The sequence below is a fragment of the Streptomyces sp. NPDC034099 genome, from assembly GCF_055575415.1.
Genome location: NZ_JBVISR010000001.1, coordinates 599130 through 613140 on the forward strand (window position 1 = coordinate 599130; position 14011 = coordinate 613140).

Annotated in this window: 12 protein-coding genes; 3 read left to right on the forward strand and 9 right to left on the reverse strand. The window is 72.4% G+C overall.

The genetic code is table 11. The features are described from left to right. Positions 1-31 precede the first annotated feature (31 nt). From ACZ56V_RS02780 to ACZ56V_RS02790, 3 genes are read left to right on the forward strand one after another with little or no spacing between them, the layout of a single operon-like run. Positions 32-541, forward strand: coding sequence for a carboxymuconolactone decarboxylase family protein (locus ACZ56V_RS02780; RefSeq protein ID WP_468938692.1), 510 nt, complete (start codon positions 32-34; stop codon positions 539-541). Beyond that, positions 538-987 carry a carboxymuconolactone decarboxylase family protein gene (locus ACZ56V_RS02785; protein ID WP_398912376.1) on the forward strand — a complete coding sequence of 150 codons (450 nt, stop codon included), beginning with the start codon at positions 538-540 and terminating at the stop codon, positions 985-987. Before ACZ56V_RS02780 ends, ACZ56V_RS02785 begins: the two co-directional genes overlap by 4 nt. Further along, entirely contained in the window at positions 984-1715 is a 732-nt protein-coding gene (locus tag ACZ56V_RS02790; protein WP_468938696.1) for an isocitrate lyase/PEP mutase family protein, read from the forward strand. The genes ACZ56V_RS02785 and ACZ56V_RS02790 overlap by 4 nt, the downstream gene beginning before the upstream one ends. Positions 1716-1718: 3 nt before the next feature. Here ACZ56V_RS02790 and ACZ56V_RS02795 read toward each other — a convergent pair whose 3' ends face one another. The 9 genes from ACZ56V_RS02795 to ACZ56V_RS02835 form a co-directional block, all read right to left on the reverse strand. Beyond that, complete coding sequence (locus ACZ56V_RS02795) at positions 1719-2675, reverse strand: ABC transporter substrate-binding protein (protein ID WP_398912374.1); 957 nt, start codon at positions 2673-2675, stop codon at positions 1719-1721. A 1-nt stretch (position 2676) separates the two neighbouring features. Next, positions 2677-4623 (reverse strand): ABC transporter permease, encoded by a 1947-nt coding sequence (locus ACZ56V_RS02800; RefSeq protein WP_468938700.1) that lies wholly within the window; start codon positions 4621-4623, stop codon positions 2677-2679. Continuing rightward, the gene (locus tag ACZ56V_RS02805; RefSeq protein WP_468938703.1) at positions 4623-5843 is read right to left on the reverse strand and encodes a quaternary amine ABC transporter ATP-binding protein; all 1221 of its coding nucleotides are present in this window, start codon (positions 5841-5843) and stop codon (positions 4623-4625) included. The genes ACZ56V_RS02800 and ACZ56V_RS02805 overlap by 1 nt, the downstream gene beginning before the upstream one ends. Continuing rightward, positions 5840-7372, reverse strand: a complete 1533-nt coding sequence (locus tag ACZ56V_RS02810; protein WP_467380522.1) for a GMC family oxidoreductase — start codon at positions 7370-7372, stop codon at positions 5840-5842. Before ACZ56V_RS02810 ends, ACZ56V_RS02805 begins: the two co-directional genes overlap by 4 nt. 56 nt (positions 7373-7428) lie before the next feature. Next, the gene (locus tag ACZ56V_RS02815; protein WP_467380520.1) at positions 7429-8958 is read right to left on the reverse strand and encodes an aldehyde dehydrogenase family protein; all 1530 of its coding nucleotides are present in this window, start codon (positions 8956-8958) and stop codon (positions 7429-7431) included. 231 nt (positions 8959-9189) lie between these two features. Then, a complete protein-coding gene (locus tag ACZ56V_RS02820) occupies positions 9190-10179 on the reverse strand; it encodes a malate dehydrogenase (protein ID WP_398912369.1) in 990 nt (329 codons plus the stop codon). A 374-nt stretch (positions 10180-10553) separates the two neighbouring features. Then, positions 10554-11903: a helix-turn-helix domain-containing protein gene (locus ACZ56V_RS02825; protein WP_468938709.1), complete on the reverse strand. Its 1350-nt coding sequence runs from the start codon at positions 11901-11903 to the stop codon at positions 10554-10556. Positions 11904-12308: 405 nt separating this feature from the next. After that, positions 12309-12902: a DUF3017 domain-containing protein gene (locus ACZ56V_RS02830; RefSeq protein WP_467380516.1), complete on the reverse strand. Its 594-nt coding sequence runs from the start codon at positions 12900-12902 to the stop codon at positions 12309-12311. After that, complete coding sequence (locus tag ACZ56V_RS02835) at positions 12892-13746, reverse strand: bifunctional methylenetetrahydrofolate dehydrogenase/methenyltetrahydrofolate cyclohydrolase (RefSeq protein ID WP_468938713.1); 855 nt, start codon at positions 13744-13746, stop codon at positions 12892-12894. Before ACZ56V_RS02835 ends, ACZ56V_RS02830 begins: the two co-directional genes overlap by 11 nt. Positions 13747-14011: the final 265 nt, after the last annotated feature.

The window sequence follows — 14011 nt, forward strand, 5'->3', positions numbered from 1 at the left end:
CGCTGGGCTGCTTCCTTTCTAGGGTCGAGGCATGACGACACACAGCGATGACACGAAGCCCCGGGATCGCGCCGCCGAGGTGCCCGTCCGGCTGAACTGGTCCCAGCACGCGCCCGAGGTCTACAAGGCGATGATCCGGCTGGAGACGGCCGCCAAGCGGGGGCTGGACCCGGCGCTGTACGAGCTGGTGAAGATCCGCGCCTCGCAGATCAACCACTGCGCCTTCTGCCTCGACATGCACACCAAGGACGCCCTCGCCGCCGGGGAGAGCGTGGAGCGGATCGTGCAGCTGGCGGCCTGGGAGGAGTCGCGGCACTTCTACACCGAGAAGGAGCTGGCGGCGATCGAGCTGACCGAGGCGGTCACCGTGCTGACCGACGGTTTCGTGCCGGACGAGGTGTACGAGAAGGCCGCCGAGCACTTCGACGAGCCGGAGCTGGCGCAGCTGATCGCCGCGATCACGACGATCAACGCCTGGAACCGGTTCGGGGTGACCTGCCGGCTGACGCCGGGTCACTACACGCCCGGCCGGCCCGCGTGAGCGCGGCGCGCACCCAGCTCCTGGACCGGGAGGTCGGGCAGGCGCTGTCCGCGCTGAGCGCGGCCGCCAAGAAAGGCCTCGGCGACCCCGTCCTCGCCGAGCTGGTGATGATCCGGGCCTCGCAGCTCAACCACTGCGCGTTCTGCCTGGACATGCACCTCACCCTGGCCCGCAGGAACGGGGTGGACGAGGGACGCCTCGGTCTGCTCGCCGCCTGGGAAGAGGCGGAGGACCTGTACGACAGGCGGGAGCGGGCCGCGCTGGCGCTGACCGAGGCGATGACCGTCCTGACCGAGGGCTTCGTGCCCGACGCGGTGTACGAGGAGGCCGCCGTACACTTCGGCGACGGTGAACTGGCCCATCTGATCGGGCTGATCACCGCCATCAACAGCTGGAACCGGCTGATGGTCGGCCGCAGGGTCCCACCGGGGGGTTACACACCGTGAGTGACGTCGCCGTATTCCGCGCTCTGCACCACGGCCGGGTCCCGGACGATCCCCTCGTCCTGCCGGGCCCCTGGGACGCGGCGAGCGCCCGGGTGTTCGCGGAGGCCGGGTTCCCGGCGCTCGCGACACCGAGCGCCGGGGTGGCGGCCTCGCTCGGGTACGAGGACGGGCGGACCCCGGCCGACGAGATGTTCGCGGCCGTCGCGCGGATCGTGCGCGCCGTGGACGTACCCGTGTCGGCCGACGTCGAGGGCGGGTACGGGCTGGCGCCGAAGGAGCTGGTGGAGCGGCTCCTGGAGGCGGGCGTCGTCGGCTGCAACCTGGAGGACTCCACCCGCGAGGGGCTCAAGGACCCGGCGGAGCACGCCGAGTGGCTGGCCGAGGTGCGGGAGGAGGCCGGTGACCGGCTGTTCCTGAACGCCCGGATCGACACGTTCGTCCGGGGTGTCGACGACCCGGGGGCGGCGATTGGACGGGCGGCGGCGTACGTCGCCGCGGGCGCCGACTGCGTGTACCCCATCGCCGCCCCCGTCGCCGTACTGCCGCTGCTGCGGGCCGGCATCCAGGGGCCGGTGAACGTGGTCGCGCGTCCCGGCCAGGGCCCCTCGCCCGCCGAACTCGGCGGACTCGGGGCCACCCGGATCACCTTCGGGCCGGGGCTCCAGCGGCAGGCCGAGCAGGCGGTGCGGGAGCACGCGGAACGGCTCGCGGCCCGGCCGGGGCGATGAGGGTCAGGGCAGCCACTTCTTCCAGACGGACTCGTGGCCGTCCACCCACTTCTTCGCCGCCTCCTCGGGCCGCATCTTCTGCTCGGCGATCATCAGGGAGACCTGGTTCTGGTCCTCGGTCGTCCACGTGAAGTTCTTCAGGAACGCGGCCGCCTTGCCGCCGTCCTTCGCGAAACCGGCGTTGAGGTACTTCTGCAGCGGGGTGACGGGGTAGGCGCAGTCGACCTTGGCCGGGTCGGCGTCGCAGCCCTCCTTGTACGGCGGCAGCTTCACCTCGGTCATCGGGATCTTCTCCATCAGCCACTGGGGGGTGTACCAGTAGCTGAGGAAGGGCTTCTTCTCCTTGGCGAACTGCTGCATCTGGGTGATCTGGGCGGCCTCGGAGCCGGCGAAGACGACCTGGTAGTCCAAATTCAGATTCTTCACCAGGGCCTTGTCGTTGGTGACGTAGGACGGGGAGCCGTCCAGGAGCTGGCCCTTGCCGCCGCTCTCCGCGGTGCGCAGCAGGTCGGCGTACTTGTTGAGGTTCTTCCAGTTGGTCACGTCCGGGTGCTTCTTGGCGAAGTACGTCGGGACGAACCAGCCGATGTGGCCGGTGACGCCGAGGTCGCCGCCGGCGGCGATGGTCTTCTTGTCCTGGACGTAGCGCTGTTCCTGCTCGGGGTGGCCCCAGTCCTCCAGGATGGCGTCGACGCGGCCCTGGCTGAGCGCGTCCCAGGCGGGGACCTCGTCGACCTGGACGGTGTCGACGCGGTAGCCCAGCTCGTGCTCCAGCAGGTACTGGGCGACGGCCACGTTGGCCTGGGCGCCGACCCAGGACTGCACGGACAGGGTGACGGTCCTGGCGCCCTGGGCGTTGGCGAACGGGGACGCCTGCTTGGTCATGTCGGCGGCGCCGCAGCCGGTCAGCAGGGTCAGCGCGGCCACGCCCGCGAGCGCGGAGGTCGTACGCAGTCGCATGTCAGGCCCCCTTCTTGGTCGTACGGCGTTCGGTGGGCTGGGTGACCCGGTCGAGCATCAGGCCGAGGCAGACGATCGCGGCGCCCGCGACCAGGCCGGTCGCCAGGTCGCCCTGGGCCAGGCCGAAGACGACCTGGTAGCCGAGCGCGCCACCGCCGACCAGGCCGCCGATGATGACGACGGCGAGGACCAGGACGACGCCCTGGTTGACGGCGAGCAGCAGGGCCGGGCGGGCCAGCGGGAGCTGGACCTGGCGCAGTTGCTGGCCGCTGGTGGCGCCGAGCGAGCGGGCCGACTCCAGGGCGGCCGGGTCGACCTGGCGCAGCCCCTGGGTGGTGATGCGTACGACGGCCGGGAGGGCGTAGACGACCGCGGCGGCCACGGCGGGCGCGCGGCCCACGCCGAACAGGGCGACGACCGGGATCAGGTACACGAACTGCGGCATGGTCTGGAAGACGTCGAGGACGGGCCGCAGCAGGCGTTCGAAGCGGTCGCTGCGGGCGGCGGCGATGCCGGTGGCGAAGCCGACGACCAGGGTCACGGCGACGGCGGCGAGCACCTGCGAGAGCGTGTCCAGGGACGGGTCCCACACGCCGAGCACGCCGATCGCGGCCATCGCGAGGACGGCGGTGAGCGCGGTGCGCCAGGTGCCGATCAGCCAGGCCAGGGCGGCGACGATCAGGAGGACGGACCACCAGGGCAGCCACTGGAGGCCGTCGCGCAGCGGGTTGAGGACCCAGCTGGTGAAGTGCGCGGCCCAGTCGGCGGTACCGCCGACGACCGGGACGCCGGAGTACAGGTGGGCGGTCATCCAGTCGACGGCCCGGTTGACGGGCTCGGCGATGTCCACCTCCCACCCGTCGGGCCAGTCGAGGAGGCCGGCCAGGCGTCCGGCGAGCGCGACGGCCGCGGCGACGACCAGCGCGTACAGCCAGGTCACCGGGGACTTCCCGGCCTCGCCCAGCCGCTCCCCCGCCGCGCCGGTCACGCGGTCCAGGACGACGGCGAGCAGCACGATCGGGATGCCGGCCGCGAGGGCCGCGCCGACGTCGACCGAGGCGAGCGCCTGGTACACGCGGTCGCCGAGGCCGCCGGCGCCGATGACGGAGGCGATGACGGCCATGGACAGCGCCATCATGATCGTCTGGTTGAGGCCGAGGAGGAGTTCCTTGCGGGCCAGCGGGACGCGGGCGGTCAGCAGCCGCTGGCGGGCGGTGGTGCCGAGGGACTCGACGGCCTCCAGGACCTCCTTGTCCGCGCCGCGCAGGCCCAGCGAGGTGAGCCGGGCCATGGGCGGGGCGGCGTAGACGACGGTGGCCAGGACGGCGGCGGGGACGCCGATGCCGAAGACCAGGACGACGGGGAGGAGGTAGGCGAAGGCGGGCAGCACCTGCATGGTGTCGAGCACCGGGCGCAGGACGCGGTCCATCCGGTCGGAGAGGCCCGCGGCGAGGCCCAGCAGGGCGCCGACGACGACCGACGCCAGGACGGCGACGACCATCAGGGCGAGGGTCTGCATCGTCGGCACCCACATGCCGAGCAGGCCGCAGGCCAGGAACGCGGCGGCGGTGCCTGCCGCCAGCTTCACGCCGGCCACCCGCCAGGCGACCAGGGCGCCGATCGCGGTGACCCCGGCCCAGCCGACGGCGAGGAGGGCGAGGTACACGGCGCGTACGGCGATGACGACGACGTTGCTGACGTGGCCGAAGAAGTAGAGGAACAGCGGGTGGCTGTCCCGGTTGTCGATGATCCAGTCGCTGGCCTTGCCGAGGGGTTCGGAGACGTCGACGGTGAGGGCGGAGGGCCAGGGGGTGCCGGGCCACTGCGTGATGGCTATGGGGGTGAGGACCGCTGCCGCGAGGGCGAGGATCAGGAGCTTGCGGACGGCTCTGCTGGTGAGGATGCCCGGCGGGGCGGGCTTTCGGGCTGTTGCCGTGAGGGTTGCCATCAGACCGGCTCCTCGGTGGTGGCGGGCGGGGTGGTCGGCTCACGGCGCTCGCCGGTTGCCTCCCCCACGCTCGGCTTCGCTCGCGCGGGGGGACCCCCATCGCCCACCCGTGCCGCCCCAGCGGCACGACTGCCCGCAGCTGGGTCGGTTGTGCCTGCTACCACCGACAGCAGGTCGGTCGCGTCCACCACGCCCAGGCAGCGGCCCTCGTCCATGACGCGGGCCGGGGAAGCCGCTCGTGCCACCGCCTCGATGGCCTCCGAGACCGTGGCGTCCGGACGGATCGCCGGGCCCGTGCCCGCCTCGTCGGAGGAGCCGGCGGGGCGCATCGCCGTGCGGACGGTGAGGACCTGTTCGCGCGGGACGTCGCGGACGAACTCGCGGACGTAGTCGTCGGCGGGCGAGCCGACGATCTCCTCCGGGGTGCCGAGCTGCACCACCCGGCCGTCGCGCATCAGGGCGATGCGGTCGCCGAGCTTGAGGGCTTCCTGGAGGTCGTGGGTGATGAAGACCATCGTGCGGCCCTCCTCGCGGTGCAGCCGGACGACCTCCTCCTGCATGTCCCGCCGGATCAGCGGGTCCAGCGCGCTGAACGGCTCGTCGAAGAGCAGCACCTCGGGGTCGACGGCGAGGGCGCGGGCGAGGCCGACGCGCTGGCGCTGGCCGCCGGAGAGCTGGCCGGGGCGGCGGTGCTCCAGGCCCTCCAGGCCGACCTTGGCGACGATCGCGGCGGCGCGTTCGCGGCGCTCGGCGCGGCCCATGCCCTGGACCTCCAGGCCGTAGGCCACGTTGTCCAGGACCGTGCGGTGCGGGAGCAGGCCGAAGTGCTGGAAGACCATGGCGGCACGGTGGCGCCGCAGTGCGCGCAGCCGGGACTTGTCCATCGCGCGGACGTCCTCGCCGTCGATGGCGATGGACCCGGCCGTCGGCTCGATGAGGCGGGTCAGGCAGCGTACGAGGGTGGACTTGCCGGAGCCGGACAGGCCCATGACGACGAAGACCTCGCCCTTGCGCACGTCGAAGGAGACGTCCGCGACGGCGGCGGTGCAGCCGGTGCGGGAGCGCAGCTCGGCCGGGCTCAGGGCGGCGAGGTCGGGGTCGGCGGGGACCCGGGCGGCCTTGGGTCCGAAGACCTTCCACAGGCCGTCCACGGAGAAGACCGGCGGCCGCTCGGCCACGGTGTCGGTGGCGGCGGCGGTGGTGTGGGATGCCTTGCTCATCGGGCGTCACCGCCGATCAGCTCGACGGCGCGCTCGCCGACCATGAGGACGCCGATCATCGGGTTGACGGCGGGCATGGTCGGGAAGACGGAGGCGTCGGCGATGCGCAGGCCCGTCAGGCCGCGGACGCGCAGCTCGGGGTCGACGACGGCCTGCTCGTCGGTGGCGGCGCCCATGCGGCAGGTGCCGGCCGGGTGGTAGACGGTGTGGGCGACCTTGCGGGCGTACTCGCTCAGCTCCTCGTCGCCGGTGACGTCCGGGCCGGGGCAGACCTCGCGCTTGAGCCACCCGGCCAGCGGCTGGGACTCGGCGATCTCGCGGGCGATGCGGATGCCGTCGACGAGGGTGCGGCCGTCGTAGTCGTCCTCGTCGGTGAAGTAGCGGAAGTCCAGGGCGGGCTTCACGGACGGGTCGGCGCTGGTGAGGTAGAGGCGGCCGCGGGACTTCGGCTTGGGGATGTTCGGGGTCATGGAGACGCCGAACTCGGGGCGCTCGTAGCCGAGGCGCTCCGGGTTGTCCGTGAACGGGATCTGGTAGAAGTGGAACATCAGGTCGGGGCCCGCGTGTTCGGGGTCGCGGCGCACGAACAGACCGGCGTCGGAGTCCATCGCGGAGTTGTCCGGGATGGGTCCGTCGGTCTCCCACACGATCACCGACTCGGGGTGGTCGAGCAGGTTCTCGCCGACGCCGGGCAGGTCGAGCGCCACGGGTATGCCGAGGGCCTCCAACTGGTCCTTCGGGCCGATGCCGGAGTGCAGCAGCAGACGCGGGGAGTCGACGGCGCCGGCGCTGAGGACCACCTCGTTGCGTGCCTTGACGAGGATCTCCTCGCCGTCCTTGGTGCGGACGTGGACGCCCTCGGCGCGGGTGCCGTCGAGTTCGAGCCGGTACGCCCAGGTCTCCAGCATCAGCGTGAGGTTGGCGCGCTCGTCCATCACGGGGTGCAGGTACGCCACCGACGCCGACGAGCGCTTGTTGTTCTCCGGGTGGTAGGCGAGGTCGAAGAAGCCGACACCGTCGTTGAACGGCTTCTTGTTGAAGCCCTCGACCCGGGGGACGTCCAGCGTCTTCTGCGCGGATTCGACGAAGTCGCGGGCGATGGCGTTCCGGTCCTTCTCGTCGACCGGGACGATGTTGTTCTTCAGCCGGGCGAAGTACGCCTCCATCTGCACCGCGCCCCAGCCCTTGGCGCCGGCCGCCTCCCACTCGTCCCAGTCGGACGGCAGCGGCTTGAAGGCGATGAGGGTGTTGTGCGAGGAGCAGCCGCCGAGGACGCGGGCGCGGCTGTGCCGGATGTGCGAGTTGCCGCGCGGCTGCTCGGTGGTGGGGTAGTCGTAGTCCAGTTCGCCGCCGAGCAGGCCCATCCAGCGGCGCAGGGTGAGCACGTCGTCGCGGCCGACGTCACTGGGGCCGCCCTCGATGACGGCGACGGTGACGTCCGGGTTCTCGGTGAGGCGGGAGGCGATCACCGATCCCGCGGTGCCGCCGCCGATGACGACGTAGTCGTAGACATGAGTGGTTTCTGGCACGGGGGTACTCCAGTGGGGCGAGCGGATGGTGCGGGGACGTACGGAGACGGGAGTGGTCAGCCGGCGAACCAGCGGACGGGCTTCGGCGCGAGGTTCTGGTAGACGTGCTTGCTCTCGCGGTACTCGGCCAGGCCCGCGGGGCCGAGTTCGCGGCCGACGCCGCTCTTGCCGAAGCCGCCCCACTCCGCCTGCGGCAGGTAGGGGTGGAAGTCGTTGATCCACACGGTGCCGTGCCGCAGCCGGCCCGCGACCCGGCGGGCCCGTCCCGCGTCGGCGGTCCAGACGGCACCGGCCAGACCGTACTCGGTGTCGTTGGCGAGGGCTACGGCCTCGTCCTCGGTACGGAAGGTCTCGACGGTGAGGACCGGTCCGAAGACCTCCTCCCGTACCACCCGCATCTCGCGGTGGCAGTGGTCGAGGACGGTCGGCTCGTAGAAGTAGCCGCTCTCGGGCCGCTGGGGCGACGGCTCGGGGCGCTTGCCGCCGCAGCGCAGTACGGCGCCCTCGGCGAGCGCGGAGGCGACGTAGTCCTCGGTCTTGGCGCGCTGCTGCGCGGAGACGAGCGGGCCGCACTCGACGCCGTCCTCGGTGCCGCGGCCGAGGCGGATCTTCTCGGCACGGCGGGCGAGTTCGGCGACGAAGCGTTCGCGGACGGACTCCTCGACGATGAGGCGGCCGCCCGCGGAGCAGACCTGGCCGCTGTGGATGAAGGCGGCGTTGAGGGCCTGGTCGACGGCGGTGTCGAAGCCCTCCTCGGTCTCGCAGGCGTCGGCGAAGACGACGTTGGGGTTCTTGCCGCCGAGTTCGAGGGCGACCTTCTTGACGGTGACGGCGGCGGCCTGGGCGACCTTGGTGCCGCTGATCAGGCCGCCGGTGAAGGAGACCAGGTCGACGTCGGGGTGCTCGGCGAGCCGGGCGCCGACGGTGTGACCGGGGCCGGTGACGATGTTCGCGACGCCGGTGGGGAGGCCGGCCTCGACGAGCAGGTCGATCAGGGCGACCGTGGTGAGCGGCGTGATCTCGCTCGGCTTGATCACGAAGGTGTTGCCGGCGGCGAGGGCCGGGGCGATCTTCCAACTGGCCTGGAGCAGCGGGTAGTTCCAGGGCGTGATCATCGCGCAGACGCCGACCGGTTCGTGTACGACGACGCTGTGGACGTCGGGCGTGCCCGCGTCGACGACCCGGCCGGGGGCCTCCCCGGCCACCAGGTCGGCGAAGTAGCGGAAGGCGTCGGCGACGCAGTCGATGTCGACGCGCCCCTCCTCGACGGTCTTGCCCGCGTCGCGGCTCTCCAGGAGGCCGAGTTCCTCGCGGTCGCGCACGAGGAGGTCGGCGACGCGGCGCAGCAGGGCGGCGCGTCCGGCGACCGGGGTGTGCGGCCATTCTCCGGTGTCGAAGGCGCGCCGGGCGGCGGCCACCGCGAGGTCGGTGTCCTTCTCGTCGCCCTCCGCGACCACGGCGAACGGCAGGGCGTCCGCGGGATCGAGGATCTCGCGGGTGGCGCCGGAGGACGCCGCGAGCCACTCGCCGCCCGCGTGGATGGTCCGGTGGGCCCGCTCGGTCCGGGTTTCCGTTCTGTTCGCCATGGTCGGTGTTGCCTTCCGTTCCTGATCGATCCCCCTGTGTCACCCATGTGTCACTCTCGGGGACCGTGAGCCCCTGCCCCACTGCCCCGTATGCATGCCGAATCGGTGGCCGAACGTGTGGCGCATCACGGAGCAAAGGGGCGGACGGGACATAGCGGGGCGCGGAAACGGGCACGGGCCCCGTCCCGGTGTGCGACCGGAACGGGGCCCGTGCGGGGCTGGGGGGCGGGCTCAGATGAGGCCGAGACCGCGGACCGCCTCGCGCTCCTCCGACAGCTCCTTGACGGAGGCGTCGATGCGGGCGCGGGAGAACTCGTTGATGTCCAGGCCCTGGACGATCTCGTACGAGCCGTTCTTCGTGGTGACCGGGAAGGAGGAGATGAGGCCCTCCGGGACGCCGTAGGAGCCGTCCGACGGGATGCCCATGGAGGTCCAGTCGCCGTCGGCGGTGCCGTTGACCCACGTGTGCACGTGGTCGATGGCGGCGTTGGCGGCGGAGGCGGCCGAGGAGGCACCGCGGGCCTCGATGATGGCGGCGCCGCGCTTGGCGACGGTGGGGATGAACTCGTCGGCCAGCCACTTCTCGTCGTTGACGGTCTCGGCGGCGTTCTTGCCGGCGATCGTGGCGTGGAAGATGTCCGGGTACTGGGTGGCGGAGTGGTTGCCCCAGATGGTCAGGCGCTTGATGTCGGCGACCGTCGAGCCCGTCTTCTTCGCGAGCTGGGTCAGCGCGCGGTTGTGGTCGAGGCGGGTCATCGCGGTGAAGCGCTCGGCCGGTACGTCCGGGGCGGCGGCCTGGGCGATCAGGGCGTTGGTGTTGGCCGGGTTGCCGACGACGAGGACCTTGATGTCGTCCGCGGCGTGGTCGTTGATGGCCTTGCCCTGCGGCTTGAAGATGCCGCCGTTGGCCTCCAGGAGGTCGCCGCGCTCCATGCCCTTGGTGCGGGGGCGGGCGCCGACGAGGAGGGCGACGTTGGCGCCGTCGAAGGCGACGTTCGGGTCGTCGGTGATCTCGATGCCCTGGAGGAGCGGGAACGCGCAGTCGTCCAGCTCCATCGCGGTGCCCTCGGCGGCCTTGAGCGCCGGGGTGATCTCCAGGAGGCGCAGCTTGACCGGCACGTCCGCGCCGAGCAGCTGGCCGGAGGCGATGCGGAAGAGCAGGGCGTAACCGATCTGGCCGGCCGCGCCGGTGACGGTGACGTTCACGGGAGTGCGAGTCATGGCGTTCTCCGTATGACAGCTGGCGGTGGGGCGTCCCGGCCCCGGGCGTTTGATCGATCTCTTGGTATCAAGAGATCGATCCAGCCGTCAGGCTATCGCGCCCGTGGTGTCCGGCACGTCCGGGTCGGTGTGGCCCGGCCCACAGGGCCGCCGCCCGGTCACCCGTGCGCGCGGACCGGGGCACGGAGCCGGACACGACCGGCCACGAGTAAAAGGCGGCCGCCTGTCCGGGAGAGGGGGGACGAAGGCGACCGCCGTTCGGGGATACCGTTGCCGGACTCCCGTGGGGGTACTTTTCGCGTGCCCGGCACGCCGCTGAGCATTCCTGTGCGGGCCGACTTTTCTTCGTCGGCCCGCTGCCGCCCCCTCGCGCGCTAGTTCGTGCAGCCCTGCTGCCCCGAGGCCAGCGTCGCGCAGGCGGTGGCGTCGGCCGCGGATTTCACGGCGACCATCATGGTGTACGCGACGGTGTTGCCGACCGTCGCCCGCTGCTCGTTCGCCCCGCCGGCGCTCACCTGGACCTCGTCGCCCTGCCCGGCCTGGGTGACCCGGGCCCACGCGGCGCCGCAGACCTTGCTGTACCGGACCTCGACGGCGGCGGTGCCGACGACGGTGGTCGCGCCGGTGGCCACCAGGTCGCCGCCGCAGCCCATGACCTCGGGGTCCTTGCCGGTGCAGGCGTCGCCGGCGCACTTCACGCCCGGCGGCAGCTCGGGTTCGCTGCTCACGGTGGGCGACGGGGAGGGTTTGGTGCCCTCGTCCTTCTTGTCGCCGCCGTCTCTCAGGAGGAAGAAGGCGCCCGCGATCACGACGAGGACGCCGACGACGCCCGCGACCAGGGTGGTCATCCGCTTCTTCCCGCCGCCCGGGGGCCGGCCGGACGGGCGGGGGTCGCCGTGCGGGGGCTCGCCGTACGCGCCCGAAGGGCCGGTGCCGTTGCCGGACCCGACGCCGGTGCCGGTGCCGTACGGCGCGGCGGGCGCGGTGCCGTAGGACGCGGCGGGCCCGGTGCCGTACGGCGCGGCGGGTGCGGTCGGCGGCGCCGTGTCCCCGGTACCGGTGCCGGTCCGGGGCCCGGGGCGGGACGCGCGGTCGCCGGTCGGCGCGGGGCCCCGGTATCCGGCGAGGCCCCAGGAGTTGCCGTCGGTCGCTCCGCCGGAGGACGGGACCGGAGCGGTACCGGGTCCACCGCCGTCCCGGACCGCGCCGAGCGCCGAGTCGGGGCTGTCCGCGGCCGTCGGCTGGGCCGGGACCGTGGGCGGCAGTGTGGGCGACACACCCGCCGGTCCGGCGACCCCGGTGGCGGCGCCGCCACCGTGACGGCCGGACCGGCTCCCCTTGCCGTTCCGGCCGTCGTTGCCCCGCTTGGACCCGGCGTTGCCCGACTTGGCCGCCGGCGTGCCCAGTTCGCCGAGCGCGGCGCGGGCCTGGGAGATCCGGATGGCCTCCATGGTCATGTCGTGGCGCATCTCCGAGCGGCTCCAGGCGCGCTCGGCCAGCTCCCACATGGTGGTGAGGTGGACGGGGTTGGTCCCGGTCACCTCGGCCAGGGCCACGACGGCACCCTTCGGGGCCAGCAGCCGGCCGTTCAGATAGCGCTCCCAGGACGTCTTGCTGTAGCCCGTGGCGTCGGCCACCGACGCGACACTCAGGTCGCTGCGGTCCACGAGCCGGCGCAGCTGACTGGTGAACTCCCTGATCTGCGGATCGAGTTCATCCGGCAAGGCCTTCCAACGAGGCACTGCTTCCCCCTCTTCCCCCGGTGGCGTGCTGGTCGTTCCCCCGCTGGTCCCCGCGCGCGGCGTCCCCCGCGCGGTACCTGGTTCTGGCTACCCACAGGGATGCGCCCGGTCAGGATCCCAGTTCCCGGGGTGGGGGCGCACAGGAGCACAGAGGCCGCGAGCGTGCACCGTCGCACGCCCACCGACCCGTGGTCCAGTGTCCCATCGGCGTTCCCGTGACCGGAACGGAACCCCCGAGAACACGTCGCGTAGCCGAGTAGCGGAACGGTCACTTCCGTGCCACAGCGCCCTGCCAGGCGTTGAACAGGGCGTTCACCGTGCAGGAGGGTTGGTGCCGACGGCGGCCCGTCCTTCCACGGGGGTGAGGACGGGCCGTCGTTCGCACCGCTAGCTGACCGTGAAGTGGAGCGTGTCCTTGAGGAACGGGATCTCCAGCACCGGGTTCGGCTGGGCCATCAGCGCCAGCAGGGCGATGGAGAGCCCGAAGACTCCGTAGGTCGCGATGTCCGTGAAGCGCGAGCGCACGGCGAGCATGCCGACGTCGGGCAGCACCCAGCGCAGCGCGCCGCCCGCGAGCAGCGCGGCGCCGATCAGCAGCGTCCCCCAGCGGAAGACGCCGAGGGCGGTCAGCAGCAGGCCGAGCCCGACCAGCAGCACCACCGTGAGCACCGGCCACTGCCGGGCGGGCGCCGGGGCGTCGCCGCCCGCGGCCCGGCCGCCGCCCTCGGGGCGGGCGGTGTCGCGGGTGAAGAGCGGGAACCGCCGGGTCGTCCGGCGGGGCCTGCCCTCCGCGTCCGGCGCGCTGACCGGGTCGCGGACGGTGATGCCGTCGGCGGTGCCGGACGGGTCGGGGCGCTCGTCGGGAGCGGGGTTCGTGCGGGCGTCCGGAGCCTCTCGGCCACCCGGGCGCTGCCCGGGCTCCGCGTTCTGCGGACGCTCGGCGTTCTCCGGACGCTCGGCGTCGGTGTCCTCAGCCGGCACTGCGCTCCGCCGCCTCCACCATGTTGACGAGCAGCTGGGCCCGGGTCATGGGGCCGACACCGCCGGGGTTCGGGGAGATCCAGGCGGCCACCTCGGCCACGCCGGGGTGCACGTCGCCCATGATCTTGCCCTCGGCGTTGCGGGAGACGCCGACGTCGAGGACGGCCGCGCCCGGCTTGACGTCCTCGGGGCGGACCAGGTGCGGGGAGCCGGCCGCGGCGATGACGATGTCCGCCCGCTTGAGGTGGGCGGCCAGGTCACGGGTGCCGGTGTGGCACTGGGTGACGGTGGCGTTCTCGCTGCGCCGGGTGAGCAGCAGCGGCATGGGGCGGCCGATGGTGACGCCGCGGCCGACGACCACGACCTCGGCGCCCTTGATCTCGACGCCGTAGCGGCGCAGGAGGGTGAGGATGCCGTTGGGGGTGCAGGGCAGCGGCGCCGGCTCGTTCAGGACGAGGCGGCCCAGGTTCATCGGGTGCAGGCCGTCCGCGTCCTTGTCCGGATCCATCAGTTCGAGGATGCGGTTCTCGTCGATGCCCCTGGGCAGCGGCAGCTGGACGATGTAGCCGGTGCAGGCCGGGTCCTCGTTCAACTCGCGGACGACCGCCTCGATCTCCTCCTGCGTGGCCGTGGCCGGCAGTTCGCGCTGGATGGAGGCGATGCCGACCTGGGCGCAGTCGCGGTGCTTGCCGGCGACGTACTTCTGGCTGCCTGGATCGTCACCGACCAGGACGGTGCCGAGACCGGGTGTGACACCCCTCTCCTTCAGCGCCGCCACGCGGGCGGTCAGTTCGGACTTGATCGCGGCTGCGGTGGCCTTGCCATCGAGAATCTGGGCGGTCATACCCCCCATCCTCGCGGATGACCGGCCCCCGGTTCCAATCAGGTCGGCATGCGGGCACCGCGCGGGAACCTTCGGGACGCCACGGGACACGTCCCGCCGTATCCGCTCATGATCGATGTTGTTGCACTTGCACAACGCCTTGTGAACGGGCTGGACAAGTAAGAGTTCGGTCAAGAACGATTGGGCTGCACAGTGCCGCGGGGCCGTACCGGGGGGACGAACCGCTCGAGCAGAATCTCCTCCGAGTCGAGCCGCGCGTCGTCCC

Bases quoted from the DNA above. Each gene is read 5' to 3' on its own strand.
- ACZ56V_RS02780 (WP_468938692.1), top strand. From the start codon at position 32: ATGACGACACACAGCGATGACACGAAGCCCCGGGATCGCGCCGCCGAG.
- ACZ56V_RS02795 (WP_398912374.1), bottom strand. From the start codon at position 2,675: ATGCGACTGCGTACGACCTCCGCGCTCGCGGGCGTGGCCGCGCTGACC.
- ACZ56V_RS02800 (WP_468938700.1), bottom strand. From the start codon at position 4,623: ATGGCAACCCTCACGGCAACAGCCCGAAAGCCCGCCCCGCCGGGCATC.
- ACZ56V_RS02805 (WP_468938703.1), bottom strand. From the start codon at position 5,843: ATGAGCAAGGCATCCCACACCACCGCCGCCGCCACCGACACCGTGGCC.
- ACZ56V_RS02815 (WP_467380520.1), bottom strand. From the start codon at position 8,958: ATGGCGAACAGAACGGAAACCCGGACCGAGCGGGCCCACCGGACCATC.
- ACZ56V_RS02820 (WP_398912369.1), bottom strand. From the start codon at position 10,179: ATGACTCGCACTCCCGTGAACGTCACCGTCACCGGCGCGGCCGGCCAG.
- ACZ56V_RS02835 (WP_468938713.1), bottom strand. From the start codon at position 13,746: ATGACCGCCCAGATTCTCGATGGCAAGGCCACCGCAGCCGCGATCAAG.